This window comes from Spirulina sp. CCNP1310 (assembly GCF_034932185.1).
Classification (GTDB): Bacteria; Cyanobacteriota; Cyanobacteriia; order Cyanobacteriales; family Spirulinaceae; genus Spirulina.
Genome location: NZ_JAYGHW010000016.1, coordinates 15,001 through 39,846, shown reverse-complemented (window position 1 = coordinate 39,846; position 24,846 = coordinate 15,001). Strand labels below are relative to the sequence as shown.

Annotated in this window: 26 protein-coding genes; 10 read left to right on the top strand and 16 right to left on the bottom strand. The window is 53.1% G+C overall.

The genetic code is table 11. The features are described from left to right. Positions 1 to 319 precede the first annotated feature (319 nt). A complete protein-coding gene (locus VB712_RS06205; RefSeq protein WP_323253215.1) occupies positions 320 to 1,396 on the top strand; it encodes a D-alanine--D-alanine ligase family protein in 1,077 nt (358 codons plus the stop codon). Here the strand turns inward: VB712_RS06205 and VB712_RS06200 are convergent. The 6 genes from VB712_RS06200 to VB712_RS06175 form a co-directional block, all read right to left on the bottom strand. Further along, positions 1,393 to 2,541, bottom strand: coding sequence for a DUF58 domain-containing protein (locus VB712_RS06200; RefSeq protein WP_323253213.1), 1,149 nt, complete (start codon positions 2,539 to 2,541; stop codon positions 1,393 to 1,395). The genes VB712_RS06205 and VB712_RS06200 overlap by 4 nt on opposite strands. 179 nt (positions 2,542 to 2,720) lie before the next feature. After that, complete coding sequence (gene gyrB, locus VB712_RS06195) at positions 2,721 to 4,646, bottom strand: DNA topoisomerase (ATP-hydrolyzing) subunit B (protein ID WP_323253211.1); 1,926 nt, start codon at positions 4,644 to 4,646, stop codon at positions 2,721 to 2,723. Between the two features lie 253 nt (positions 4,647 to 4,899). Beyond that, complete coding sequence (locus tag VB712_RS06190) at positions 4,900 to 5,991, bottom strand: NAD(P)/FAD-dependent oxidoreductase (RefSeq protein WP_323253210.1); 1,092 nt, start codon at positions 5,989 to 5,991, stop codon at positions 4,900 to 4,902. Next, a complete protein-coding gene (gene psbQ, locus VB712_RS06185; protein ID WP_323253208.1) occupies positions 5,988 to 6,443 on the bottom strand; it encodes a photosystem II protein PsbQ in 456 nt (151 codons plus the stop codon). The genes VB712_RS06190 and psbQ overlap by 4 nt, the downstream gene beginning before the upstream one ends. Before the next feature lie 185 nt (positions 6,444 to 6,628). After that, a complete protein-coding gene (locus VB712_RS06180) occupies positions 6,629 to 6,988 on the bottom strand; it encodes a PadR family transcriptional regulator (RefSeq protein WP_323253206.1) in 360 nt (119 codons plus the stop codon). A 410-nt stretch (positions 6,989 to 7,398) separates the two neighbouring features. Then, positions 7,399 to 8,055 carry a DUF938 domain-containing protein gene (locus tag VB712_RS06175; protein WP_323253204.1) on the bottom strand — a complete coding sequence of 219 codons (657 nt, stop codon included), beginning with the start codon at positions 8,053 to 8,055 and terminating at the stop codon, positions 7,399 to 7,401. Between the two features lie 146 nt (positions 8,056 to 8,201). On the opposite strand from VB712_RS06175, the gene VB712_RS06170 reads away from it, so the two are divergent. Then, positions 8,202 to 8,672 (top strand): CBS domain-containing protein, encoded by a 471-nt coding sequence (locus tag VB712_RS06170; RefSeq protein WP_323253202.1) that lies wholly within the window; start codon positions 8,202 to 8,204, stop codon positions 8,670 to 8,672. A gap of 39 nt (positions 8,673 to 8,711) precedes the next feature. Then, positions 8,712 to 9,374, top strand: coding sequence for a phycobilisome degradation protein NblB (nblB, locus tag VB712_RS06165; protein WP_323253200.1), 663 nt, complete (start codon positions 8,712 to 8,714; stop codon positions 9,372 to 9,374). 72 nt (positions 9,375 to 9,446) lie between these two features. Here the strand turns inward: nblB and VB712_RS06160 are convergent, their stop codons facing one another. The 4 genes from VB712_RS06160 to VB712_RS06145 form a co-directional block, all read right to left on the bottom strand. After that, positions 9,447 to 10,319 (bottom strand): S-methyl-5'-thioadenosine phosphorylase, encoded by an 873-nt coding sequence (locus tag VB712_RS06160; RefSeq protein WP_323253198.1) that lies wholly within the window; start codon positions 10,317 to 10,319, stop codon positions 9,447 to 9,449. Positions 10,320 to 10,328: 9 nt separating this feature from the next. Further along, positions 10,329 to 10,958, bottom strand: a complete 630-nt coding sequence (gene mreD, locus VB712_RS06155; protein ID WP_323253197.1) for a rod shape-determining protein MreD — start codon at positions 10,956 to 10,958, stop codon at positions 10,329 to 10,331. Between the two features lie 17 nt (positions 10,959 to 10,975). Next, entirely contained in the window at positions 10,976 to 11,752 is a 777-nt protein-coding gene (gene mreC, locus VB712_RS06150) for a rod shape-determining protein MreC (RefSeq protein WP_323253195.1), read from the bottom strand. A gap of 153 nt (positions 11,753 to 11,905) precedes the next feature. Beyond that, positions 11,906 to 12,913, bottom strand: coding sequence for a rod shape-determining protein (locus VB712_RS06145; protein ID WP_323253193.1), 1,008 nt, complete (start codon positions 12,911 to 12,913; stop codon positions 11,906 to 11,908). A gap of 251 nt (positions 12,914 to 13,164) precedes the next feature. Here VB712_RS06145 and VB712_RS06140 point away from each other — a divergent pair, with 251 nt between their 5' ends. The 3 genes from VB712_RS06140 to VB712_RS06130 all read left to right on the top strand — a co-directional run bounded on the left by VB712_RS06140 (position 13,165) and on the right by VB712_RS06130 (position 15,180). Continuing rightward, positions 13,165 to 13,533 (top strand): single-stranded DNA-binding protein, encoded by a 369-nt coding sequence (locus VB712_RS06140; protein WP_323253191.1) that lies wholly within the window; start codon positions 13,165 to 13,167, stop codon positions 13,531 to 13,533. Between the two features lie 87 nt (positions 13,534 to 13,620). Continuing rightward, positions 13,621 to 13,806: a hypothetical protein gene (locus VB712_RS06135; RefSeq protein WP_323253189.1), complete on the top strand. Its 186-nt coding sequence runs from the start codon at positions 13,621 to 13,623 to the stop codon at positions 13,804 to 13,806. Between the two features lie 69 nt (positions 13,807 to 13,875). Then, the gene (locus VB712_RS06130; protein WP_323253187.1) at positions 13,876 to 15,180 is read left to right on the top strand and encodes a cytochrome P450; all 1,305 of its coding nucleotides are present in this window, start codon (positions 13,876 to 13,878) and stop codon (positions 15,178 to 15,180) included. Positions 15,181 to 15,558: 378 nt separating this feature from the next. On the opposite strand, the gene VB712_RS06125 is transcribed toward VB712_RS06130, so the two are convergent. Next, entirely contained in the window at positions 15,559 to 15,918 is a 360-nt protein-coding gene (locus VB712_RS06125; RefSeq protein WP_323253185.1) for a DUF1815 family protein, read from the bottom strand. A 383-nt stretch (positions 15,919 to 16,301) separates the two neighbouring features. On the opposite strand from VB712_RS06125, the gene VB712_RS06120 reads away from it, so the two are divergent. Together VB712_RS06120 and VB712_RS06115 are read left to right on the top strand one after the other, a co-directional pair. Continuing rightward, positions 16,302 to 17,882 (top strand): NAD(P)H-quinone oxidoreductase subunit 4, encoded by a 1,581-nt coding sequence (locus VB712_RS06120; RefSeq protein WP_323253183.1) that lies wholly within the window; start codon positions 16,302 to 16,304, stop codon positions 17,880 to 17,882. A 33-nt stretch (positions 17,883 to 17,915) separates the two neighbouring features. Beyond that, positions 17,916 to 18,482 (top strand): Uma2 family endonuclease, encoded by a 567-nt coding sequence (locus VB712_RS06115; protein WP_323253181.1) that lies wholly within the window; start codon positions 17,916 to 17,918, stop codon positions 18,480 to 18,482. On the opposite strand, the gene VB712_RS06110 is transcribed toward VB712_RS06115, so the two are convergent. Genes VB712_RS06110 through VB712_RS06100 form a run of 3 tightly spaced genes read right to left on the bottom strand, consistent with a single transcriptional unit; the run spans position 18,479 to position 21,294 of the window. Next, on the bottom strand, positions 18,479 to 19,132 hold the full coding sequence (locus VB712_RS06110) for a class I SAM-dependent methyltransferase (RefSeq protein ID WP_323253179.1): 654 nt from the start codon (positions 19,130 to 19,132) through the stop codon (positions 18,479 to 18,481). The genes VB712_RS06115 and VB712_RS06110 overlap by 4 nt on opposite strands. Positions 19,133 to 19,159: 27 nt before the next feature. Next, on the bottom strand, positions 19,160 to 20,380 hold the full coding sequence (locus VB712_RS06105; protein ID WP_323253177.1) for a glycosyltransferase: 1,221 nt from the start codon (positions 20,378 to 20,380) through the stop codon (positions 19,160 to 19,162). Beyond that, positions 20,380 to 21,294 carry an alpha/beta hydrolase gene (locus VB712_RS06100; RefSeq protein ID WP_323253175.1) on the bottom strand — a complete coding sequence of 305 codons (915 nt, stop codon included), beginning with the start codon at positions 21,292 to 21,294 and terminating at the stop codon, positions 20,380 to 20,382. Before VB712_RS06100 ends, VB712_RS06105 begins: the two co-directional genes overlap by 1 nt. A gap of 59 nt (positions 21,295 to 21,353) precedes the next feature. On the opposite strand from VB712_RS06100, the gene VB712_RS06095 reads away from it, so the two are divergent. Beyond that, positions 21,354 to 21,548 (top strand): hypothetical protein, encoded by a 195-nt coding sequence (locus VB712_RS06095; protein WP_323253173.1) that lies wholly within the window; start codon positions 21,354 to 21,356, stop codon positions 21,546 to 21,548. 81 nt (positions 21,549 to 21,629) lie between these two features. Here VB712_RS06095 and VB712_RS06090 read toward each other — a convergent pair whose 3' ends face one another. Both VB712_RS06090 and VB712_RS06085 read right to left on the bottom strand, forming a co-directional pair. Then, a complete protein-coding gene (locus tag VB712_RS06090) occupies positions 21,630 to 22,229 on the bottom strand; it encodes an ATP-dependent Clp protease proteolytic subunit (RefSeq protein ID WP_416236271.1) in 600 nt (199 codons plus the stop codon). A 33-nt stretch (positions 22,230 to 22,262) separates the two neighbouring features. Further along, positions 22,263 to 22,949, bottom strand: coding sequence for an ATP-dependent Clp protease proteolytic subunit (locus VB712_RS06085; RefSeq protein ID WP_323253171.1), 687 nt, complete (start codon positions 22,947 to 22,949; stop codon positions 22,263 to 22,265). 334 nt (positions 22,950 to 23,283) lie between these two features. Here VB712_RS06085 and hydA point away from each other — a divergent pair, with 334 nt between their 5' ends. Next, entirely contained in the window at positions 23,284 to 24,699 is a 1,416-nt protein-coding gene (gene hydA / locus VB712_RS06080; RefSeq protein WP_323253169.1) for a dihydropyrimidinase, read from the top strand. Positions 24,700 to 24,846 lie beyond the last annotated feature (147 nt).

Sequence of the window (24,846 nt, the reverse complement as noted above, 5' to 3'; positions counted from 1 at the left end):
CTATTCTTTTTTCTAGGTTCGGTGCGCTGCGTTTCGTTTGCCGCGCATTTATCAATATAGCTACTTCCCTATGGCTTGTCAACACTTTTTTGGAAATATTTTTTCGATTGTTGCGGCGAATTCTCTGAAGCTCTCCGCACGTATGGCTTTGCGGGTTTTAAGAAATTTGGAATTAAGGGAAGTTTGGGAAGTGTCCACAGAATTCACAATACAAATGCACTTCGAGGGGCGCTACCGATGACGATCGCCCCTCTCCTACCGAATAACGGTGGTAGAATCGCGGGGTTCTTAAATAATGGGTCGTTGCTCAGGAGGATCGATGGGGCAGTTAAATGTGGGTTTGTTGTTTGGGGGGTGTTCGGGGGAGCATGAGGTGTCGGTGATTTCGGCGCGGGCGATCGCCCAGGGCTTCAATACCGAGAGCAACCGCGAGAAATACCAAGTCACCCCCTTCTATATTCAAAGGAATGGGATCTGGCGTGGCCCAGAGGTGGCGGCGGCGGTTTTGCAGGGGGAAACCCATCGTAGGGGCGAAAAATCTTTCGCCCTCTCAGAAAACCCTCGCTGGCAATTTCCCTCGGAAGCGGCCACTGTTGATGTGTGGTTTCCCATTCTCCATGGCCCCAATGGGGAGGATGGCACGATTCAAGGGCTATTGCAGTTAATGCAGGTTCCCTATGTAGGGAGTGGGGTGCTGGGTTCAGCGGTGGGGATGGATAAGCTGGCGATGAAGACGGCTTTTGCGGCGGCGGGTTTGCCCCAGGTGAAGTATGTGGGGGTGACGCGATCGCAAATCTGGTCAAATCCCTGCGTATTCCCTAAGCTCTGTGATGATATCGAGGCCCAATTGGATTACCCCATGTTTGTCAAACCGGCAAATTTAGGATCTTCCGTAGGCATTGCTAAGGTGAAAAGCCGCAGCGAGTTAGAAGCCGCCTTAGATCAAGCCGCAGGGTACGATCGCCGCATTATTGTTGAGGCGGGGGTTGTGGCGCGGGAGGTGGAATGTGCAGTGTTGGGGAATGAGAACCCCAAAGCCTCCATTGTGGGGGAAATCACCTTTGATGCGGAATTTTATGATTACGAAACCAAATACACCGATGGCCGCGCTAATCTGCTGATGCCCGCTCCCTTACCGGCGGAGGTGGTGGCGAAAATCCAAGCCATGGCTATTGATGCGTTCTTAGCTGTCGATGGAGCCGGTTTATCACGGGTGGACTTTTTCTATGTGGAGGCCACGGGGGAAATTTTCATCAATGAAATTAATACATTGCCGGGGTTTACGTCCCTGAGTATGTACCCGCAGTTATGGGGAAAAACGGGGGTGACATTCCCTGATCTGGTGGATCAATTGGTGCAGTTGGCCCTAGAACACCATGCCATCCCTGAAACCTAAATACGGGGCATGGATTGGCTCAGTTCCTCGGTGAGGGGGCGATCGCCCCGCATCAAAAGCTGTGCTACCCCCGCCTGTGCTGTTGTTGATCCCGCTGGCACAAACAGCAGCGTTAAACTACCCTGGGGTAATTGGGTATTCGGTTGGGGGTTGGCCGTCAGCCACAGTAAAGGGGTTTGGCGGGGTGGTTCATGGGTAGGGGTTTCGGCGTATTCTGTGGCGGCCAAGGTTTCCAAGACGACGCGATTCCCCTGAACTGCCCCGGTGCTAGCAGTCCAGAGCCTTACCCCCAACTGGGCGCGGCTAGCGTAGAAATAGAGGGAAGCAGCCGCCGTTACCGCATCTTCAAACTGCTCCGGCAACCAGGGGGCCGCCGTATCTAACCCAATAATCATCTCCCGGCCACTGGTGAGAATTTCCAGTTCCCGGACTTGGAGCGTGCCAAAGCGGGCACTGGTGCGCCAATGGATCAGCCGGGTGGGATCGCCAAAGCGATAGGGGCGGAGGGCTTTAGTAATCCCTTCCGTGGCCGCTTCGTAGCGGTGTTCTCGCTGCCATTGCACCTGCTCATCGTGCTGGAGACTGTCGATCAAGGGACAGCGGCGTAGGGGCAAAATTTGCGGATAAACGATCGCTTGCGCAGGGAGCGATCGCCACCGCCGCGACCAAAACAAACCCAAAGGGCTGGCAGTACGGACAAACAGGCCCGGCCAACGATACACCCCCCGACGAGTTGCCCGGTAATGGCTCGTGGCGTTGTAGGTCTTTTGGGGGGGAATGATTTCAATCCCCATAGGCTTCGCGATCCCCAAAGCCGGAGGGAGGGCTTCTAAACATTGCAGCCACATTTTCGGCTTTGTCGTCGGGTTGGTGATCCTCACTTCAACCCGCAACAGATCCCCCACACTCACCGGGGGGATCTGCTGTCGTTCTACTTTTAAATCTCGGAGCGATCGCCCCGGTAAAATCGCCCCCAAACCCAAGAGGGCAAACATTAAACCACTAATCACATAGAGCCAGCCCGCCATCGTATTCGTTGCTGCCCCAAAAAAGCAAATACCAATGGCCAGCAACACCCCACCGCCAAAGGCCGGCGAGACCCAACGAGATTCAAGCCAAGTTTGCCACCGTTTCCTACGCCCCATATCTTGATCCCCTCAGTGATGCTCAACAGACTACAACAGTCCAGCCTAAGGGGATTCCCGAAGCGGTGGCAATGGCCGTGAAATCTGGCTGCATCGTTGATCTCTGTAGGGGCGAAAAATTTTTCGCCCCCTGATTGAGCGGATCTCAGATTAGATACTGTCCCCAGCAAATGCAGCCGTTAGATATCCAATTGGTCTAGATTCAGCTTCGGCCCTTCCGTTTCGATAAATTCCCGGCGGGGAGCCACCTTATCCCCCATGAGGACAGTGAAAATCCGATCCGCTTCGGCGGCATCTTCAATTTCCACTTTTTTCAACATCCGGCTTTCTGGGTTCATGGTGGTATCCCAAAGCTGTTGGGGCATCATTTCCCCCAAACCCTTAAACCGTTGGATCGTGTAGTTGGCATTGTCGGGAAATTCGCGAATCGCTTGAGCCAGTTCGCGATCGCTATACAAATATTGGTGATTGCGCCCCCGCTCCAACTTATACAAGGGGGGGCAGGCAATATACACGTAGCCCTGATCAATCAAGTCCCGTTGATAGCGGAAAAAGAAAGTTAACAGCAACGTGCGAATGTGGGCCCCATCTACATCGGCATCGGTCATGATGATGATGTTGTGGTAGCGCAGTTGGGCGGGGTTGAAATCTTCGCCGCGAATCCCCAAGCCGAGGGCGGTGATCAGTGCTTGAATTTCATTGTTTTTATAGATCTTGGCATCATCGGTTTTTTCGATATTGAGGATTTTGCCCCGTAACGGCAGGATTGCCTGAATGCGGCGATCGCGCCCCTGTTTAGCTGATCCCCCCGCTGAATCCCCTTCCACAATGAAAATTTCCGACTCTTTCGGATCACGGGAGCTACAGTCTGCCAATTTTCCCGGCAGGGGGGAAGATTCTAATACCGATTTGCGCCGCACCAACTCCCGCGCCCGCCGGGCTGCTTCCGCCGCCTTAAAGGACTGCACCGCCTTCTCGATGATCGTATCCGCCACAGCGGGGTTGAATTCTAAATATTCATTCAACACCTCCCCCACCAAGGAATCCACAATCCCCCGCACTTCACTATTCCCCAGTTTGGTTTTTGTCTGTCCCTCAAATTCCGGATCGGGAACCTTGACGGAAATGACGGCGGTTAAACCTTCCCGCACGTTTTCCCCCCCCAAATTGGCCTCATTCTCTTTAATCTTGTTGCGCTTACGGGCCACATTGTTCATCGTGCGAGTGAGAACAGCCTTTAAGCCTTCCAGGTGTGTGCCGCCGTCGATGGTGCGAATGTTATTGGCAAAACCAAGAATATTGTCGCTATAGGAATCAATACACCACTGTAAGGCTACCTCCACCGTCACCCCATCCCGCTCCCCTTCCACATAGATAATGTCCGTATGGAGGGGTTCTTTATCACGGGTCATGTAGGCGACGTATTCCTTGATCCCCCCTTCATAACAGTAGGTTTCAACCCGTGGGGGATCGAGGCGGCGATCGCTAAACGTAATTTTCACCCCCGCATTGAGATAGCCCAATTCCCGCAGACGACCGGAAAGCGTGTTGTATTCAAACTCAACGGTTTCCGTAAAAATCGTGTTATCAGGGAGAAATGTTAAAGCTGTGCCGGTAAATTCCTGTTGAGGATCGGGGACGGTTTCTAAGCCACTGACGGGATCACCCTTTTCGTAGCGTTGGGTATAAATATTTTGATCCCGCCGTACCGTCACCTCCACCCAGGTGGAAAGGGCATTGACGACAGAAACGCCAACCCCATGTAACCCCCCGGAAACCTTATAACCACCGCCGCCAAATTTGCCGCCAGCGTGGAGCACCGTCATCACCGTTTCTAAGGCAGATTTGCCGGTGGTGGGATGGATTCCTGTGGGAATGCCGCGACCATCGTCGGCCACAGACACGGAACCATCGGCATTTAACTCCACCTCAATATGGGTGCAGTAGCCCGCCAAAGCTTCATCGATGGAGTTATCCACCACTTCATAAACAAGATGGTGCAAACCTCTGGGGCCGGTGGTGCCGATATACATACCGGGGCGTTTACGGACAGGCTCTAGCCCTTCGAGAACCTGAATTTGATCTGCACTGTAGTTACTGGCCATGGAAATTCCTCGAATCGCAGAGAAGCGGGCTTAAGGCTCTCAAATGACAAAAAGCATACCGAATTGTAGCACAAAAGGGTTGATGGCGATGTGAGGGCAATTAGATGCAAAAAAATCTAGCCAATCCTATGGCTAGATTTCGGGAAGTTTTTTGTATTGATCGCAATCAGCCGATGGGGTGCGGGCTTGGGGATTGGCGATCGCCCCTATGGGGCTGATCTGACTAAATTTTGTTGACTCTTGCTTTGAGCGGCTAAGTTATTATGCCACAAATTGCCTTAGAGATCGCCTGAGCAGTGGCAGGAGCTAGCAATACGCCGTTGCGGTAGTGGCCCGTGGCGAGGAGGACGTTGGTATAACCCGGTAGGGGGCCAATGAGAGGGGCAGGCTGGCCTTGGGGCCGGGGCCGTAAACCTGACCAAGTTTCGACGATTTCTCCAGCGGCTAAGGTGGGACAAAGGGCGATCGCCTGTTGCCAAACCTGCTCTTTTAAACCGGGATCGGCAACCACAACCCCTTGATCATCGGGAAATTCCACCGTTGCCCCAACCCAATATTCCCCATGACTTAAGGGGACAAGATGGACATCTTCCCCCGAAATGACTGGCGCAAAATCCCCAGGATTCAAGGGTTGCGGTAACTTAACGCGAAAGGCTTGGCCCAACACGGGCTGAATTTCGACGGATTGCTGAAGTTGAGCGGTTAAAGGGGTGGAGCCTAATCCGGCGGCCAAGATCAGCCAATCACAGGCCAAGGTTTGCCCGTTGGCGCTCACTTCTGTACAGCGTTGTTGATCGCAACTAAAGCCTTCTACTGTTGTGCCTGAGCGACAATCTGCCCCATAATGCTGCGCCCCGGCCCAGAGGGCAGCGGTGAGGGCGCGGGGATCAATTTGGCCATCTTGGGAAGAATAGACAGCCCCCAAGAGGCGATCGCTCTCCAACTGGGGACAGTGCGATCGCAATTCCTCCCGATCCCAGAGTTCCAAGAGCCAACCCTGTTTGTCCCGCACCGCTTGCAGTCGTTGCCAACGATGATCACGGGGATCATCCGCAAAACGGAGCATCACAATACCATGAGGATTGTGAGGGATCGTCCGTCCCGTGAGCGCGGCCAATTCCGGCAACAGGGTTTGATAGCGACGGATGCTTTGCTCCCGCAAACGCCAACCCCGTCCCGTCGTTTTTTGGCTGATAATACCCATCAACACCCCAAGGGCGGCCCCTGTGGAGCCAGCCCCAGGCGTATCCTGTTCGCAGAGGGTGACAGTTTGGCCCAAGCGGCTCAATTCATAGGCCACCAGGGTTCCGACTACGCCGCCCCCAACAATCACGACGCGGCTCATGCGTCGGGGGTGTGGGGGATGAACTCTAGATAAGCATCAAAATCCGCCACGGTTTTACCATAAACCTCTTGGGCAATGTTGCCCACCTGCTCACTGGCCGCAGAATCTAATTGCTCAATATCGGCAAACAAGGCTTCAGCACGGGCGGTGGCTTCCCCTTGATCTTTTTTCAGGAGCAAACTGCGATCCAGATAGCCAAGGGTGGATCGCAGACCCCCTAAGGGGCCATGGAGGAAAGACTTGATATTATTCCAGTCCTTCGCGGCGACATAGTTGCCCAATTCTGGCATCCGGTCATGTACTGCTTCAATGGGAGCTATGGCGCGTTCAATGGCGGCAATTTTTTCTGGGGTGTAGGTGGGGGGAGCTTTCACCACATCGCCACCGCAGGCGGTGAGGGTTATCGTCACCATGACGAGGCATAACATCAAGAGGGAACGTAGGGGTTTCATCGGTTGATCAAAAGATTAAAAGGTTTTCAATCACTATACAGCGATCGCCTCTCCCCTTTAAGCCAGGGTTCCGAAAGTCACTCTCACCCCATGGCCCCTCAGAATTGCCTACCAAAAACCGACGGATCGTGGGGATCCAGTCGGTTGGGTTGTGGTCTTGATTGATAGGAGAAAGGGGCGATCGCTTACATCGCCAAAACTTGAGGATCCTGGCGCACATAGCGTTGCCAATACCAAGCCAGTTCCTCGGCTTGAGGCTGGGCAGCCTCGTTCAACTGGTACATTCGGCGGGGACGGCCCCTTCCTTCAACCTTCTTCCAATAACCCACGACCGTTTTTTCCTGCTCTAAGAACTTGAGCGCTCCATAGAGCACTGTGTCAGAAAGCCGATAACAGGGGTAATCTTGTTCTAGTTGTTCAATCAACTCTGTACCGTAGGACTCCCGGTGAAGCAGCACCGAAAGCACGTAGCAGACCGCCAATTGCCGATTCAGGTAATGGGGAGGCGGGTTGTTAAAAAAAGTGTGAATGTCTTCAAATTTCATAGATCTAAACCATCGAAAGTTCCCGGGTAACTCATGCACAATCACCGTGGATACACCCTGAATTGCAGTCAACGGTGCTAGCGTGTATCCAGACTAAACCCTTAACATACATTTGTACTCAATCACCAAGTTATTTGGGTGGGTTGGCGGTTCTTTATCCCAGCGAACAACCTGCTGGCAAGGGGATAGGCAAACACCCTACTCCCTAGGGTAGCAAAATTCGATCCTTGAGAGAAAAAGTTCTATTTGCCTTTCAACCGCTGGATTTAGCACTGTTGGGGATACAGCCGCCCAGGCTGAAGACCCTGAAAAGTTTTACGTTTAGGTTTCACTCTATCCGGAGAATTCTAGATTGATGACGGTTCCTTTGGGGGAAGATGTTCCGAGGCGGAGGATTTTTCTCCCTTGGCTTATTTACGCAAAACCACGGAAAGATTATTGGCCGGCATTGAGGACACCTGTTGAAGTTGTAGACCTTCAGCCTCCGCTGCTGCTTGGAGAATGCCGAGATCCCGCAAACCCCAAGCGGGATTGCGGAATTGGAGGGATTGATGAAAGGCCAAATTGCTGGGGGTGAGGGGTTTGTCCGGCTCAATAAAGGGGCCATAAAGATACAAGATTCCCCCCGAGGGCAAGAGACGACTGGCTCCGGCGAGTAACCCTAAGGCCACTGACCAAGGGGCAATGTGGATGAGATTGATGGCAATAATGGCAGAGATCGGTTCCCGTTGGAGATCAGCGGCGGTGCAATCCGGGGGCAGGGTTCCGGCTTCAATCGACCAGGGGCGATCGCCAGCATCCAGGACAATGGGGGCCATTAAATTAGCGGCGGGGTGACGATGCCGCCAAGCCAAAATACTCGCCTGTAGTTCCGGGTCAAATTCACTGGGCAACCAAAGCCGAGGCGCTAGGGCTGGGGCAAAGTAAATCGCGTGCTGTCCTGTCCCGCTGGCAATTTCCAAAATCGTACCCTGGGGCGGTAAAACCTGCTGTAGCACTTTCAGGATGGGATCACGGTTACGTTCAGTAGCAGGGGCATATTGACGGCGATCAGGGGCAGAAACCATACAGAACCTCAGGAATGAACCCTCCCATTCTAAAGGGCCTCACTCTCTCCACTTCCCACGCCCTGTAACAATCCTTGACGCAATCCCAAGGGCGATCCCCGAATTCCCTACAATGGAAGGGCGAACTTTTCCAAACCTATAGGTTTATGACGAAAACTGTGGCGGAGTTTATGACTCCCACGCCGATTACGGTCACTCCGGCAACTTCTTTACGGGAAGCCATCCAACTGCTGGCCGAAAAGCAAATTAGCGGCCTGCCGGTGGTGGATGAAGGGGGCAAACTGGTGGGCGTATTAGCCGATACGGATTTGATGTGGCAAGAAACGGGGGCTGATCCCCCGCCCTATGTGATGTTCCTTGATAGTGTGATTTTTCTGCAAAATCCTGCCCGTTATGAGCAGGAACTGCACAAATCCCTAGGGCAAACCGTGGGGGAGGTGATGACCCATAAACCGATTACCATTCGCCCGGAGCAAAATCTCCGCGAAGCGGCGAAGGTCATGCATGAGAAGCATATCCGCCGTTTACCTGTGGTGAATGCAGCCGGTCAAGTGGTGGGGATTATCTCCCATAGTGATATTATTCGAGCCATGGCCGCCAGCGAAGGTTTTAGCTAGGATCGCCTCAATGTTGTACAACTGACTGGCAAATTTTCTATGAGCATCACCCCTGAATCAGTACAAGCGTTGTTAAGTTCCGAGGACTATGGCGATCGCATTAGCGGCCTTAACCAACTGCGCCACTTGGATAATGCCACGGGGTTTGCACTGATTCAGCCGGTTTTAGCCGACCCCCAGGCGCGAGTCCGCTACGCAGCGGTGAGCCAGATGGATCGCCTTGGGGTGATAGACCCGGAGAAAACCTTGAGCTTGTTGCGGGAGGTACTCCTCCATGATTCTGAGGTGGATGTGCAATCGGCGGCGGCGGATGCGATCGCCGCCCTCAAACTCACCGAAGGCTTTGCCGATCTTAAAGCCGCCTACGAAGGCAGTTCAGAATGGCTTTTGCAATTTAGTATTGTGGCGGCCTTGGGGGAAATGGGGGATCCCCGTGGGTTTGACATTCTGGCGGATGCGATCGCATCTGACAACAACCTGCTCCAAACCGCTGCCATCAGTGCCTTTGGCGAACTGGGCGATCCCCGCGCTATCCCCCTTTTACTCCCATTCCAAAACGATCCAGACTGGCAAGTCCGTTATCGCCTCGCCCAAGCCCTCAACCGCCTAGGGGGAGAAGCCGCCCAAGCCGTTCTCACCCAATTAGCTGCCGACTCGGTGGAAATTGTCGCCGAAGAAGCAAAAACCGGCCACGGAGCGTAGGGGCGTTGGCGTAAGCCTGCCGGAGGCACAAAAATTTTTCGCCCCCCCAATTTTTCGCCATAACCTGAAGACCTACAAATATTTGCGTAGGATCACCTCTAGTTTCGCCTTTGTTTCGGCTGGAGCCTTGTCTAAAGGCGTGAGAATCGCGTACTTAAGGGCCTGATGAGCCTCCGAAACTGGGGGATTGGCTGCCAACTTGGCCACCACGGTTTGAATCACCTGCTGGGCATTGTGAGCATTGCGGTGGAGATGATCAATAATCATCTCTACCGTGACATGATCATGGTCAGGATGCCAGCAATCGTAATCCGTCACCAACGCCAGCGTTGCATAGGCAATTTCTGCCTCCCGCGCTAGCTTCGCCTCGGTTAAATTTGTCATCCCGATCACCATCGCCCCCCAACTGCGATAGAGGTTCGATTCCGCCTGAGTGGAAAAAGCCGGCCCCTCCATACAAACATAGGTTCCGCCCCGATGCAGCCCAACCTCCGGCAGGTTCAAACTCTCCACCGCGTCCCCCAATAGCCTGGCTAATTCCGGACAAACCGGATGGCCAAACCCAATATGGGCGACAATCCCCGCTTCAAAAAATGTCGCCTTGCGGTGCTGGGTGCGATCAATAAACTGATCCGGGATCACCATATCCAAAGGTTTAGCCTCCGCTTGGAGTGAACCCACCGCCGAAGCAGAGATCAAATATTCCACCCCCAACTGCTTCATGGCGTGGATATTGGCGCGAAAGGGTAATTCTGTCGGAGTGAGGTGATGATGGCGGCCGTGACGGGCGAGAAAAACCACGGGCGTACCGTTGAGTTTGCCCGTAATCAAGGCATCAGAGGGGGAACCAAAGGGTGTATCAAGGCTAATTTCTTCGATATCGGTCAAGGCCTCCATTTGATAAAGGCCGCTGCCACCGATGATGCCAATGTGAATCGGGTTCATAGCTAAGAATTAAAGGGATTGATCGCGATCGCTCATGTATTCCCACCAACGATTGAGGGGATAGTATAGCACCGGGGCCCAGAGACTACTGAGAATAGCTGAGGAAAGGGCAATGCGCTGATGTTCCGTCCAGACTAACGTAATATTCCGCAGCCCCTGGACACTATATTGGATCGCGGTAATCGTTTCAGCCACCACCGCCATACCAAACACAATCAGGGCAATGGAAATGAAATCCTCTTGGATATACCGTTGCTTTTGAATCTTGGCCGTCAAAATGCCCACCAACATCAGACTAATCACATGGGAAGGATAGGACAGCAATAGATCCGCCGCGCTTTCCTCACTGCCCTCAAAATTTGGGGGCATGATCCCATCCACCATCGGCACACCATCAAAGGCGGTTAAGCCATCCTGGATTAAGCCCAGAGCAATACCGGCGATCGCCCCCTGATAAGCATTACGCTTCACACTCCACACCACCACCCAGATCAATAACCAATTGGGGCGAATCCCCAACAACTCTGTCCCCGGCAAACGGGTGGGTAAAATCATCAAACAAAGCAAAATCGAGCCAACCACAATCAGCCAATTGCAAAAACTGCGAAACCGTGGCGAAAAATCAAGAAATCTTAGCACAACTCCATCCTCAACCCTTAAAGGCGACTTTCAAAAGGATGAACCACAACCCACTCTAAATAATCAAAAGGAGCCGTAAACTTCACCACCACCTCAGGAGCGGGGCTTTTTTCCAAATCCACGGTTTCCACTGTGCCAATGGGAATACCAGCAGGAAACAAATAGCTGACCGGCGACGTAACAATTTTATCCCCCGGCTTCACATCCGGAACCTTATCAAAAAATTCCATCACCGCCGTGTCTGAGCCTTCACCCCGGATATAGCCCATAAAGTTATTCCGAGCAATCTTTCCCCCCACCTTGCTGGTGGGATCACTAGCGAGTAAAACACGGCTCGTATTCGGTGTCACCTTAATCACCCGGCCCACCAAACCCCCCGGACTACTCACCACATAGCCCGTCTTAATCCCGCTCGTGGAACCGCGGCCTAACGTCACCTGCTTCCACCAATGGTCAACACTCCGGCCAATGACAGGGGCCGCAATCAGTTCCCCCTGATAGGTCTCGGTATAGTCCAACAGTTCTTGTAATTTTTGATTCTGTTGTTCAAGATCAACCAACTTCGTTTCAAGCTCAGAAACCCGCGCATCAGCCCAACGCTCTTGGGGCGTTGGGCCAGGCTGGAAAGACTGAACGACTTGATAATAAAGCTCAGAAACAAACGCCCCTTGAGTTTGGCGCAAAAAAAGGGCAACAGCCAACACCAAACCCGTCACAAAAAACTTCGGCCCGTAGCGATCCCACCAGCGGCGCACTGTAAACATCAACTCTGCCTCAACAGTCTGCGTTGACATTCCCCGACCCAAAGGGGCGGGGATTCTCAGTTCGTCGGGAGTCTATTGACCTTACCCGCCGCCGAGCTTCTTCACCGTATGCCCTACGGCTGCAAGTCTTTTGTGCTGTAGCAGCAGCTTGATCTTGAATCATTGTAGCAAACAAGATTGAGGTTACATGACCCGTGAACGACTGCTAAAGACCCGCTCTAGTTGTTTAAAGTTCTCCAGTACACGCCCGGTTCCCAAAACAACACAACTGAGGGGGTCAGCCGCAATGTGGGTAACAATCCCGGTTTCATGGCTGATTAACGTATCAATGCCTTTGAGCAATGCACCACCACCGGCCAGCATAATCCCTCGATCAATGATATCCGCAGCCAGTTCTGGAGGTGTGCGCTCCAGGGTGCGCTTGACCGCATCGACAATCACCGCCAAGGGTTCGGACATACTTTCACGAACTTCTGAGGATTTGATCGTCACGGTGCGGGGTAAACCCGACAGGAGGTGTAAACCGCGCACTTCCATCGTCAACTCATCATCACCTTGGAGGGGATAAGCCGAGCCAATTTGGATTTTGATTTCTTCCGCTGTCCGTTCCCCTACCACGAGGTTATGGACTTTTTTCATGTACTGGGTAATAGATTCACTCAGTTCATCGCCAGCAACCCGCACCGATTCACTCAGCACTGTGCCTTGTAAACTCAGGACAGCAACTTCGGTGGTTCCGCCGCCGATATCGATAATCATGTTGCCGGTGGGTTCAGCAACGGGTAAGCCCGCACCAATGGCGGCTGCCACCGGCTCATCAATTAAGTAAACATCCCGTGCGCCAGCTTGGGAAGCGGCTTCCATCACTGCACGGCGCTCAACCCCGGTGACACCACTGGGAATCCCAATGACGATGCGCGGAGAAACTAACGCACGACCTTCATGTACCTGCCGAATAAAATGCTTCAGCATCAGTTCAGCCGTATCAAAGTCAGCAATGACACCATCGCGGAGTGGCCGCAGCGCCACAACATTCCCAGGGGTACGGCCGAGCATTTTTTTGGCATCTTCCCCGACCGCAAGGGGGACTTTTAAGTCTTGGTCAATCGCAACAACGGAAGGTTCTTGCAAAACAATTCCTTTTCCGGAGACATAGACGAGGGTGTTGGCTGTTCCCAAGTCGATACCCATGTCCCGAGACAATGTAAAACGACTAAATAATCCCACGTTTATTTCCGCCCCCAAAGTGCGATACGGTACTGACTAACTTAAGATGATGTGATGCTCGTAATGCAACCGATGTGGATTCTATACCCTTTTTGGCGAATCGTCTAGGTCACAGTGGAAATTATTTACATGGGTACGGTACAGGGATCAGGAAACAGGTTAATATAGTACAGGCTATCTTTGCTAACCGATCAGTTAAAGGGATTGAAGGACGGATGAGCTTAAATATTGTGCATTTAGTGGGTCATGCTGGGTCAGATCCTCAGGTTCGCTACTTTGAGTCGGGGTCAGTGTTGTGTGAACTCAACATTGCGGTGAAGCGTCCCATGAGTCGAGATGATCAGCCAGATTGGTTCAATCTCAAGATTTGGGGAAAAACGGCAGAAATTGCAGCTAACTATGTCCGCAAAGGTCGATTAGTCGGTATTCAGGGAACCTTGATCATTGAAACTTGGCAGGATCGGGCGACGGGATTAAACCGGTCTAAGCCGGTGATCAACGTCGATCGCCTCGATCTCTTGGGGTCTAAACGCGATAATGAAGGGGGCAGTTATCAAAACTACAGTTCCAGTGGCGAATTTTAGAGGGGCAAGGGGCGATCGCCCCCCTTCTACCGCCATCTCCTGTTAACCTATCCACAAAACCCCCTATCGATATTTTGTTATTTTGTGATGACTGAAACAATGGATGAACAAACCCTCCATGAGCGTGTGAGCCAAGTCCGGGAACAGCGCAGTTTTTTACTCAACCTCCTCGAACAACCAGATTTAGGGACGTTGCGCCTTGATGTTAATCAGGCTCTTGAGGAACTCGATGAACTGATTGAGGAGTATGAGCGGGTGTTTGCGGCTGCCTAAACCCAATGCCTCCCTGCGGTGGGGGGCTATTGGGCATCAAAGCCACACCCTGCTCTTGAGGTCGCCATTATGAATAAAACCCCTCTCCCCCCTGGCTCCTTGGGTTTGCCCATTGTCGGGGAAACGATCAGTTTTTTGCGCGATCGCCACTTTGCCACAAAACGCCATCGTCGCTACGGCCCCATTTTTAAAACCCATCTGCTCAACCGCCCGACGGTGGTGATGATGGGGCCCGAAGCCAATCGCTTCATTCTTTCCAGCCACATGGAGCATTTTTCCTGGCGGGAGGGCTGGCCGGCAACCTTTAAGATTTTGCTGGGGCGATCGCTCTTTTTGATGGAAGGGGAGGAGCATCGCCGCAATCGTAAGCTGCTGATGCCCGCATTCCATGGCCCTGCCCTGGCCCACTACTTCGCCACAATAGATCAGATCTGTCGAGAAGCCATTGATCGCTGGGTTGAGCAGGGGGAAACCCATTTTTGGGGGGAAGTGAAGCAAATGACGTTTGCGATCGCCAGTACCCTCCTGTTGGGCAGTGAACCAGGGGCAGAAACCGCAGCATTATCTCAGGAATTTCAAACCCTTACCGCTGGGTTGTTTGCGGTTCCTCTCGATTTACCTTGGACAACCTTTGGGAAGGCAGTGCGGGCCCGCGATCGCATTCTCGCCCATTTAGAGCAGGCAATTTTAGCCCGTCAAGGGAATCCCACCCAGGACGCTTTAGGGTTATTGGTGCAAACGGAAGATGAAGAGGGCGATCGCCTCTCCATGGAGGAGTTACAGGCCCAAGCCCTGCTGATGCTCTTTGCTGGCCATGAAACCACCACCGCCATGCTCACGTTTTTGATGATGGCCTTAGCCCAACATCCAGAGGTAGGCGATCGCGCCCGTGGCGAACAAATGGCACTCGCCCAACAGGGGCCGCTGGACATGGCCCAACTGAAAGCCATGCCCTACCTGGATCAAGTTTTGAAGGAAGTAGAGCGGTGCTATCCCCCCGTGGCCGGTGGTTTTCGCGGTGTAGTCAAACCCTTTGAATTTAACGGCTATCACATCCCTGCAGGCTGGCAAGTGCTCTATCGCATTGACGGCACTCACCAACTGGATACCTACTACAGCCATCCCGAACAATTCAACCCCGATCGCTTCAATCCCGATCACCCCGAATCCAAACCGGGGGATTTTCGCCTGGTGGGCTTTGGGGGCGGGCCGAGGATTTGTTTAGGGTTAGCCTTTGCCCAGATGGAGATGAAAATTTTCGCTGCCCATGTTTTACGCCAAACCCGTTGGCGGTTGGCTCCAGGACAAGATTTGAGTCTGAGTCAAATCCCCACGCTCCACCCGCGATCGGGTTTGCAAGTGATTTGGGAGTGAGTGAGCTAAAGGCGAAAAATTTCGCCCCTACACCGAATCAATGCCGATCAATGTAGAGGCGGCGGAGCCGCCAGAACTTCATGCCATGGCAGAGCCATGGCACGAGGGGACAGGAAGGCTAATCAGGGTCGGACACCCTAGGCAGAATAAGAGGGGCTAGCTCGTGGGAGCTAACCCCTCTTGATTTTAATTGGACTTACTATGTTTAAGGTCTTTATATGCGAAATTGCGCTGACCCCATTTGAATTGACTCAATCATGGCAGGGATCAACGCAATTTCCAGATTTCATAATATTTTCTTTATTTTTTTGACGTTTAGTGTGGAATCAAAAAGTCTTGTAAAGAAGACCACTGACATTTGGCGGATCTCCTCACAGGTTAGCGACGGGCAGCGGTGGGGATCGTGGCGGCGGCTAATTCCTCTGGATTGGGGGCAGTGTGGTATTTGACGAGATTCGCCAATTCTTGCAGTTGGCTGATCGCTTCCGCCCCTTCCAACTTCATCAGTTCCCGATCATCGCGCATCTCCGTCCAGGTGATCCCATAATCCGATACTAAGAACCGGATCAGATGGCTTTCTCCGAGGCTGACCATGAAGGAGGCACTATTCATCTCCTCGCCACAGGTGTAGCAGGAGGCGAGGTAGCCGCGATTTTCCAGGACAGTGGCTAAGGCTTGGAGGTTCATCACCAAGTCCCGAACAAAGGCACGATGCTGCTGTGCAAGTCTTAAAAACATAACGGAATTCTCCAAACACCAAAGGGCTTTTAAAATTTTAGTCTTTTCTTAAGATTTCCGTATCCTACTCGAAATTCCGGGGTTTAAGTCAAGACCAGAGGGGCGATCGCCCCAGCATAGACAGTGAGATCTGGGGAATCATGCCACTGTCTATCTTTATACATAGTTGTGATAAAAAGTCAAGAGCAGTCATCATATTTTTTTGAGCATTGATGACCCATTGCTGGTTTTTTTCCAGGATTACGCCTGAATTGACGGATCCGCAAGGGGGAAAGGTCAACAAAAGCCTGTTGATGTAACGAAAATTCTCCAAACTCGTTTCAAAACTTAGTAAAAGTTAATATAATCAAAGCAAAGCCCTGAGTATTTATTCCTACTCTCCCATGTTAACCGATCAACTCCCTTGGCTCACCGCCATCATTGCTTTTCCCCTCGTGGCAGCCCTTGCCATCCCTGTGATCCCCGATAAAGACGGCAAAACCCTGCGATGGTATGCCTTGGGTGTGGGGATCATTGATTTGGCCATGATCCTCTCCATGGCTACGGCTCAGTACGATTTCCACGCCCTCGGCTTCCAACTGGTGGAAACCTACCCCTGGTTGCCGCAACTGGGTTTAAATTGGTCGGTGGGCGTTGATGGCATCTCCCTCCCCCTTGTGATCCTGACGGGTTTCGTCAATACCTTAGCCATCTTTGCCGCCTGGCGCGTCGAACGCAAGCCCCGCCTCTTCTATGGCTTGATGCTGGCCCTCTACAGCGCCCAGCTTGGCGTATTCATGGCCAAAGATTTATTACTCTTCTTCACCCTCTGGGAACTGGAATTAGTGCCGGTTTACCTGCTGATCTCGATCTGGGGCGGCCCCAAACGACTCTATGCCGCCACTAAATTTATTCTCTATACCGCATTAGCCTCCTTATTTATATTGGTTGCGGGTTTAGGACTGGCCTTCTGGGGCGATCGCACCACCTTCGATCTGGCGGAACTGGCCCAAAAAGACTACCCCATCGGCTTAGAACTCCTGGCCTATGCCGGTTTCCTCATCGCCTTTGCCGTTAAACTGCCCATTTTCCCCCTCCACACCTGGCTCCCCGATGCCCACGGCGAAGCCTCTGCTCCGGTATCGATGGTGTTAGCTGGGGTATTACTGAAAATGGGCGGTTATGGCCTGATCCGCATGAATCTGGACATCTTGCCCCATGCTCATATCCAGTTTGCGCCGCTGCTGGTGATTCTCGGTGTAGTTAATATTGTTTACGGCGCGTTTACCGCCTTTGGTCAAACCAACCTAAAACGCCGCTTGGCCTACTCTTCCATTTCCCATATGGGTTTTGTTTTGATCGGCATTGCCTCCTTCACCGATTTGGGGATGAATGGGGCGATGCTGCAAATGGTTTCCCATGGTTTGATTGCTGCTGCTCTGTTCTTCCTCGCTGGGGTTGCCTACGATCGCACTCACACGCTGATGATGGACGAAATGAGCGGCCTCGGCAAAGCCATGCCCAAAGTCTTTGCCCTGTTTACCGCTGGCTCCATGGCTTCCCTAGCATTACCGGGGATGAGTGGTTTTGTCAGTGAATTGACCGTGTTTCTGGGTCTATCCAGCAGTGCTGCCTATAGCACCAGCTTTAAAACCGTTGTGGTCTTCCTGGCCGCTGTGGGCTTGATCCTCACGCCCATTTACCTGCTTTCGATGTTGCGGGAAGTCTTCTATGGTCAGCCGACGGAGGAGTTAACCCCGAACCGTTGGCAGTGGGATGCGAACCCCCGCGAGGTGTTTATTGCTCTCTGTTTATTGCTGCCTATTGTCGGGATTGGGCTTTATCCCAAGTTGGCGATGGATAGCTATGACGGCCAAACGGTGGCGGTGGCGGCAAAAGTTCGAGCCGCGTTGCCGGTGGTAGCCCAAGGGAAAACCGCCGTCGGATTAGCATCCGTTCCCCTCACCGCGCCGCAGTTGGATTAGCTAAAATAAAGCAATTCAACGGAGCCAATGGCGATGCGGGCAACACAACTGCGAACGTGGACGGTGGCGGAATATCACCAGATGCTGGCAGTAGGTTTGCTGAAGAGCGAGGATCGCCTTGAACTCCTCAATGGCCACATTATTGAAATGAGTCCCCAAGAACCGCCCCATGCCGCCACCACTCGCCGCGTTGGGCGGTATCTGGATCAGCATTTGGGGGGTTTAGCCGATATTCGCACCCAACTGCCGATTACCTTGGGGGAACGCTCAGAACCAGAGCCGGATATTGCGATCGCCCGTCTCGATCCCCAGGAATATGGCGATCGCCATCCCGGAGCCGCCGATCTGTTTTGGGTGATTGAAGTGGCCGATAGTACCCTTAATAAAGACCGCAAAGAAAAAGCCCTGCTCTATGGCCAAGCCGGGATTCCAGAATATTGGGTGTTGGATGTGAAGCGGCGGCGGGCCTTTATTTTTCGGCAACCAGAGGAAGCGGGTTATCAGATCATTCAGGAATGTAACACCGGGGAAGCGATTCGGCCCTTAGCTTTTCCCGATTGTCTGATCCCCTTGGATGCCCTCTTTTTAGCTATCCCTTAGGGTTTGATCCCCTCAACGGCGATCGCCCCCTGAAAACTTTCCGGATGCTCCACATCAGCAAAACGGCGATCGCCCCAATCCCCATATTCGCAACAGCGCACATTCACATAACCCTGATCCCGAAAAGCCTGAGCTAGAGAAGCCCGATCCCACATCCATTGGTGATGATTATTAGCAAAGGCGAGGCGGAGCCGTTGGGGGAGCGTATGGCGGGGAAGATTATTGCCGAGGAGGGAATCGATCATGAGACGGTGGGAGGCTTGGGGAGCAGCGTCGGGATTTTGGCGATCGCGCTCATAGGTTGACACCAATGCCGCTAGATCGGGAACCACGGCCCGGAATGTACCTTGCGATCGCAAATAGCTAAAAATATGCCCCATAGCCCGGTGAAAATCCGGTAACGTCAGATGCTCCAACATATGGGAAGCGTAGACCAGATCACAACTTTCCGGTTTCAGGGGCAACCCCCGGACAATATCCCCATAGCCCACCGCCGCTGGCCAAGGAGGCAACCCCGCTAACCGTTGCAATCCTGGCCCAATGAGGGGTAAACGCACCAACCGCAGGGAGGGAGAGGTATCTAAATTTTGCCAACCGGGGGCAACCACGAGGCCGCAGCCAATATGTAAACAGACTCCAGAGGAGGGCATGGGGGTTGAGGAAGCTTCAGGACTGAATTAAAAGGATGTGGGGAAATCATCGGGGTGAAGGGATTGGGCAATCACACCCTGATAGAGGTCAATGAGTTGAGAGGCGATCGCCGGCCAATAGTAGCGCGATCGCGCTAACTCTGCCCCATTTTTCCCCAATTGCCGCCGGAGGGGGGGATTTTTTAACAATTGCTTGATGGCTTTTGCCAAGGGTTGGGGCGCACCCTCCACCACCAAACCCGCCTGAGCTTGGGCAATCTCCGGGGCAATTTGTACATCCGGCGTGACAATCACCGGCAGTCCCGCCGCCATCGCTTCGGCAACGGCGATCGCAAAATTTTCCGCAAAGGACGGCAACACAAACAGATCCGCCCCCTGTAATACTCGTTCCTTATCTTCCCCCGTCACCAACCCCGTAAACGTCACCCGCTCCCCTAACCCCCATTGCTGAATTTGGGACTCTAACGCCTGCTGATAGGCCTGGCTCTGGCTTTCCCCGGCAAGGAGGAGATGAAAGGGGGTATCCAAATTAGCTAAAGCCGTTAGCAGTAATTCCGGCCGTTTTTTATAGTGCAAACGGGATAAAAAGAGAATAATCGGTACATCGGCCCCAATACCGTAACGTTGCCGCAGGATTTGGCCCGCTTGGGGAATTTTGGCCCCTGGTGTCACCCCCAAAGGCACAACCGCCGTCGGACTGGTCACGCCAAAGGCCGTCACATCCGCCGCTTCCCCCGCTGTCGTGCAATGGACAAGGGCGGCCCGGTTGAGCGATCGCCGCTCAATTAAATCCCCATACACCCGCTTTTTTTTCGCACTTTGGGCCAAAGCCCAAGGGGCCAATTGCCCCATGGTGCGCATCGTGTAGGGGACGTGATGCCAGCGGGCGATCGCCGTTGCTGCTGTAGAGCCGTAGGCAAAAAGATAATGGGTATCCAGCACGTCATAATCCCGGACATGATCCCAAAGCCACCGCGTCCAGGCCAGGGAAAAAAGAAAACTGCGATCGCGCCCTAGGGATAATTGCTTTAACGGCAGGGAAAAGCGGGGAAAAAACCACACCGGCACGCCCTCATAATCGCACCGCTCCCCCAAGGGAACCGCTAGAGTATCGGGGCCGTGATCATTGGTGGCGCAAATTTCCGCATCCACACCTTGCGATCGCAACTCCCGCACCAAATTCAACGCCACCGCCGTCGGCCCGCCCCGCAAGGGCGAAAGGGAGGGAATGACGTGCAAAACCCGCATCAGGACACCGTGGAAATCATCGGCTGGCCTTGGTGGATAAAATCCAACATCACCTCAGCCACCTTTTCCGCCTGTTCCAAGTGGGGTACATGGCCCGCTTCAGGAATCCACACCAGCCGACTGTTGGGAATCAACCGCTCAAACCGAGGCGCGTCCTTCGTGCCTAAAATCCGATCCTGTTGACCCCAAAGAATCAGCGTCGGTTGTGGTAATTGGGGCAATTGGCCTTGAAAGGAGCCATAGCCGCCACTTTTCGTAAAGGCAATTAACGACTCCCGCCAACCCGGTTGCTCCACATGGAGGGAAGCGCAGAGCGTCGCATCCGCTGTCACCCACCGAGAATCGTAATAGGCCTTACGGCTAATCCCTTCCCGTACCTTAGGACTGCGTAAAAAATCCGTTGCCCACCGATCCAAAGGCGGAATCATCAATTTTCCCGCCATGGGCCGCCCCGCCAACCCCGCACTATCAATCAGAATCAACCGTTCCACAAGATCGGGATAGGTCAAGGCAAAATTCAGGGCCGCCGCGCCCCCCATGGAAGCCCCGACGAGAATCACTGGCTGTTTAATCTGACTTTGATGAAAAGCCAATAAATGAGCCTGAATTGCCGCCGCACCGTAGGGTAATTGAGGGGAACGTTCAGTAAAGCCAAAACCCAAAAGATCCATCACCCAAGTTTGATGGTGTTGGCTGAGATGGGGCCAGAGGCGACGATATTCAAACAGGGAGCTATCAAACCCATGGAGGAGGAGGATCGGCGGCCCCCCGGTTCCCCCTTGGACAAAACTGGAGGCGATCGCTTCATCGGCTAGGGGGGTTAAGATGGGGTGAAATTGGATCTGCTGGGCGATCGCGATGGAGGTGGATTCCGTCAACGCCGCAGCATTATCGGGCAAGGCATAACCGGCCATGATTAGGGGGAAACAGAAACAGCCCTTAATATACCAAAAATCGTTAATTCTGCTGTGCTATGCCCAATCGTCGCCCCTCTGCCCAATCCCTTATTTTTATCGTCAGTCTCGGCTTCGGCTTACTTTGTTTTGTCACGATTTCCCGCTCTGGGGTGGAATCGGGTCTATTACGGGAGTTTTTGGCGATCGCCCCTCTGCAAATCTTAGCCCTGGGCTATTGGGGTTATACCCAATGGCGCAAAAAGCATCCCTAGGATGTTAGAGCGATCGCCATCAATAATGTAGGGGCGAAAAACTTTTCGCCCCTACCCATTTCGCCCTGAGGAATCAACCCGCTAAGGCGTTTCCTCGATCACCTTATCGATCAACCCATAGGTCAAAGCCTCATGGGGAGACATGAAATAATCGCGATCGGTGTCTTTTTCGATTTTTTCCAGGGATTGCCCGGTTTTTTCCGCCATGATTTCATTCAATTGGCGTTTAATCCGGATAATCTCCCTTGCTTCAATTTCGATATCCGTCGCTTGACGACGGCCTTGAACACCCCCTAGGGGTTGGTGAATCATAATCCGGGCATGGGGCAGAGCCAGACGTTTGCCCTTCGTGCCTGCCGTTAATAGAAACGCCCCCATCGAAGCCGCCAACCCGACACAGATCGTCACCACTTCCGACTTAATGTGTTGCATCGTGTCGAAAATGGCCAAGCCAGCAGTGACAGAGCCGCCAGGAGAGTTGATATAGAGATAGATGGGCTTGCCAGAATCTTCAGAATCTAGGTAAAGCATGATCGCAATAATCTGATTCGCCAAACTATCGTTGACTTCACGGCCCAGGAAAATAATCCGCTCCCGGTAGAGACGATCATAAATATTAATCCAGTCCGAATAGGGCTGGCCGGGCATTTGATAGGGAACCTTAGGAACACCGATAGGCATGGTAACTGAAGGGGTAGGGGTGGATGGATTCGTTTAGAGAACAGCGGGAATTGCCTTGGGCAAGTCTTTGGAGCTTTCTAAGACCTTATCGATAATGCCGTAGTCCCTAGCTTGGGGTGGGGTCATGTAGAGCATTCGGTCGGTGTCTTTTTCCAGGCGTTCCATGGGCTGCCCTGTATTTTTGGCAAAAATTTCCAGCATGGCCCGCTTGTTGTTCAGCACCTCTTTAGCGCGGATTTGAATATCGGAGGCTTGGCCTTGAGCGCCTTGGCGGGGTTGGTGCATGATGATCGTCGAGTGGGCAAGGCTGGTGCGATGGCCCTTCGTTCCAGAGGAGAGGATCATCGCCGCTGTCCCCATCGCTTGGCCGATGCAGATCGTATGGATCGGGGGCTTGATGTAGTTCATCGTGTCGCAGATGGCAAAGGCTTCCGTTTCAAAGCCGATCGCATCGCCACCATACCAGGAGGTTCCCGTCGAGTTGATATACATAAAGATCGGTTTTTCAGGATCATCAAACTGAAGATAAAGCAGTTGGGCGATGATCAATTCTGTAACATCAAGGCCGATCTGGTTCTTGTATTCGTCGGAGGAGACGAGGGGGAGACCCAGATAGATGATCCGCTCTTTGAGTAACAAAGAGGGCAGGTCTGGGGGGGGAGTACGGTAGGAACCGCCGCCTCGATAGGGGGCTTGGACGGCCTGGATGGGTAAGTTCATATCACCAAATAAATGATCTCGTTGAAGGCGATCGCCACAGTGCAAAGGGTCTTTGTTAAGGACTGTTTAGGCATTTTAACGTATTTGAGGGGGTTAGCTAGGGTGAGGAATTGCCCCTTAACCGAACCGCCACAACTCTAAAATTTTCCTTGCGGTTTAGGGGTCTGGGGATGAACCCCGATAGGATTGGCCCTACGGGTAGGGGCAAAAAATGTTTCGCCCTTGATCTCAAATGCGGGTAGGGGCGAAACCTGACATTTTTCGCCCGCCGTCGGGGATGTGGGGGAATGATTGGGCCTCACAACCCTAAACTTTTGTACTAGGGGGCTAACCCATGAATTCTGTACTGATCCAAAATGGCCGCATCGTCACCGCTACCGATGACTATGTGGGGGATATCCTAATCCGCGATGGCGTAATTGAGGCGATCGGCCATCATCTCCCGGCGGAAAATGCCGAAATCCACGACGCAACAGATTTGTTGGTTTTTCCCGGCGGCATTGATGCCCATGTTCACATGGAAACCCCCATGGGCAATGGGGTTTATACCTGCGATACCTTTGAATCCGGCACAATTTCCGCCGCCTTTGGAGGCACAACGACGATTATTGATTTTGCCCAACAGTTCCACAACGATAGCCCTAAGGCTGCCCTCGATCGCCGCCTCGCCGCTGCGGCCCCCCAATGCTGTGTAGACTACGCCTTTCACGTCATCCTCACCGATGTTAACCCCAGTTCTTTGGGGGAACTGCCGGATTTAATCAACAATGATGGTGTTTCCAGCTTTAAGCTCTACATGGCCTATCCCGGTGTGTTGATGGTGGATGATGCTGCGATTTTTAAAACGATGCGCAAAGCCGGGAGCCATGGGGGGATGGCGCTCCTCCATGCGGAAAATGGACTGGTGATTCAGGCACTCATTGAGGAGGCGTTAGAGGAGGGCAATACTTCGCCCAAATTCCACCAGATGACCCGTCCCAGTTTAATGGAGGGGGAGGCAGCCCATCGGGTGATCCGCATTGCGGAACTGGCGGAAGTGCCGGTGTATATTGTCCATCTTTCGGCGGAGGAGGCTTTAGCGGCGGTGGTGGAAGCCCGCGATCGCGGCATTCATGCCTTTGCCGAAACCTGTCCCCATTATCTCTTTTTGGATCATTCCGAGTACGATCGCCCCGATTTTGAAGCCGCTAAATATGTGATGACTCCCCCCCTGCGGGATCACCATTGCCAGCACGCCCTCTGGCGGGGGTTGAAGTTTGATGATCTGCAATTGGTGGCCACGGATCATTGCCCCTTCTGTTTTAATGAAAATCCCTTAGGGATTTTGAAATCCAAACAGTATGGCCGGGAAAATTTCAACAAAATTCCCAACGGTGCGCCGGGGGTGGAATTGCGGCTCACACTCCTTTACGATGGCGGCGTGCGGACGGGGCGAATTAACCTCAATCGTTTTGTGCAACTGACGGCAACGGCTCCCGCGAAAATGTTTGGGTTGTTTCCCCGCAAGGGGGCGATCGCCCCCGGCAGTGATGCCGACTTGGTACTCTTCGATCCCAACGCCACCCACCGCATTAGTGCCAGCAATCATCATTCTTTGGTGGATTATTCCCTCTTTGAAGGGCGAGAGGTGACGGGGAAGGTGCGCAAAGTCTTCCTACGGGGTCAATGTATTGTGGATGGGGAGCAGTGGTTAGGGAAGCCGGGAATGGGGGAATATTTGCCGCGCAAGGCATCGGGGCGGGTGCTTTAAGGCTGAGGGTGATCCCTAGGATTGGTGTGGGGGCGAAAGATTTTTGTGCCTCCGGCAGGCTTACGCCAACGCCCCTACGGTGATTGGGGGCGAAAGATTTTTGTGCCTCCGGCAGGCTTACGCCAACGCCCCTACGGTGATTGGGGG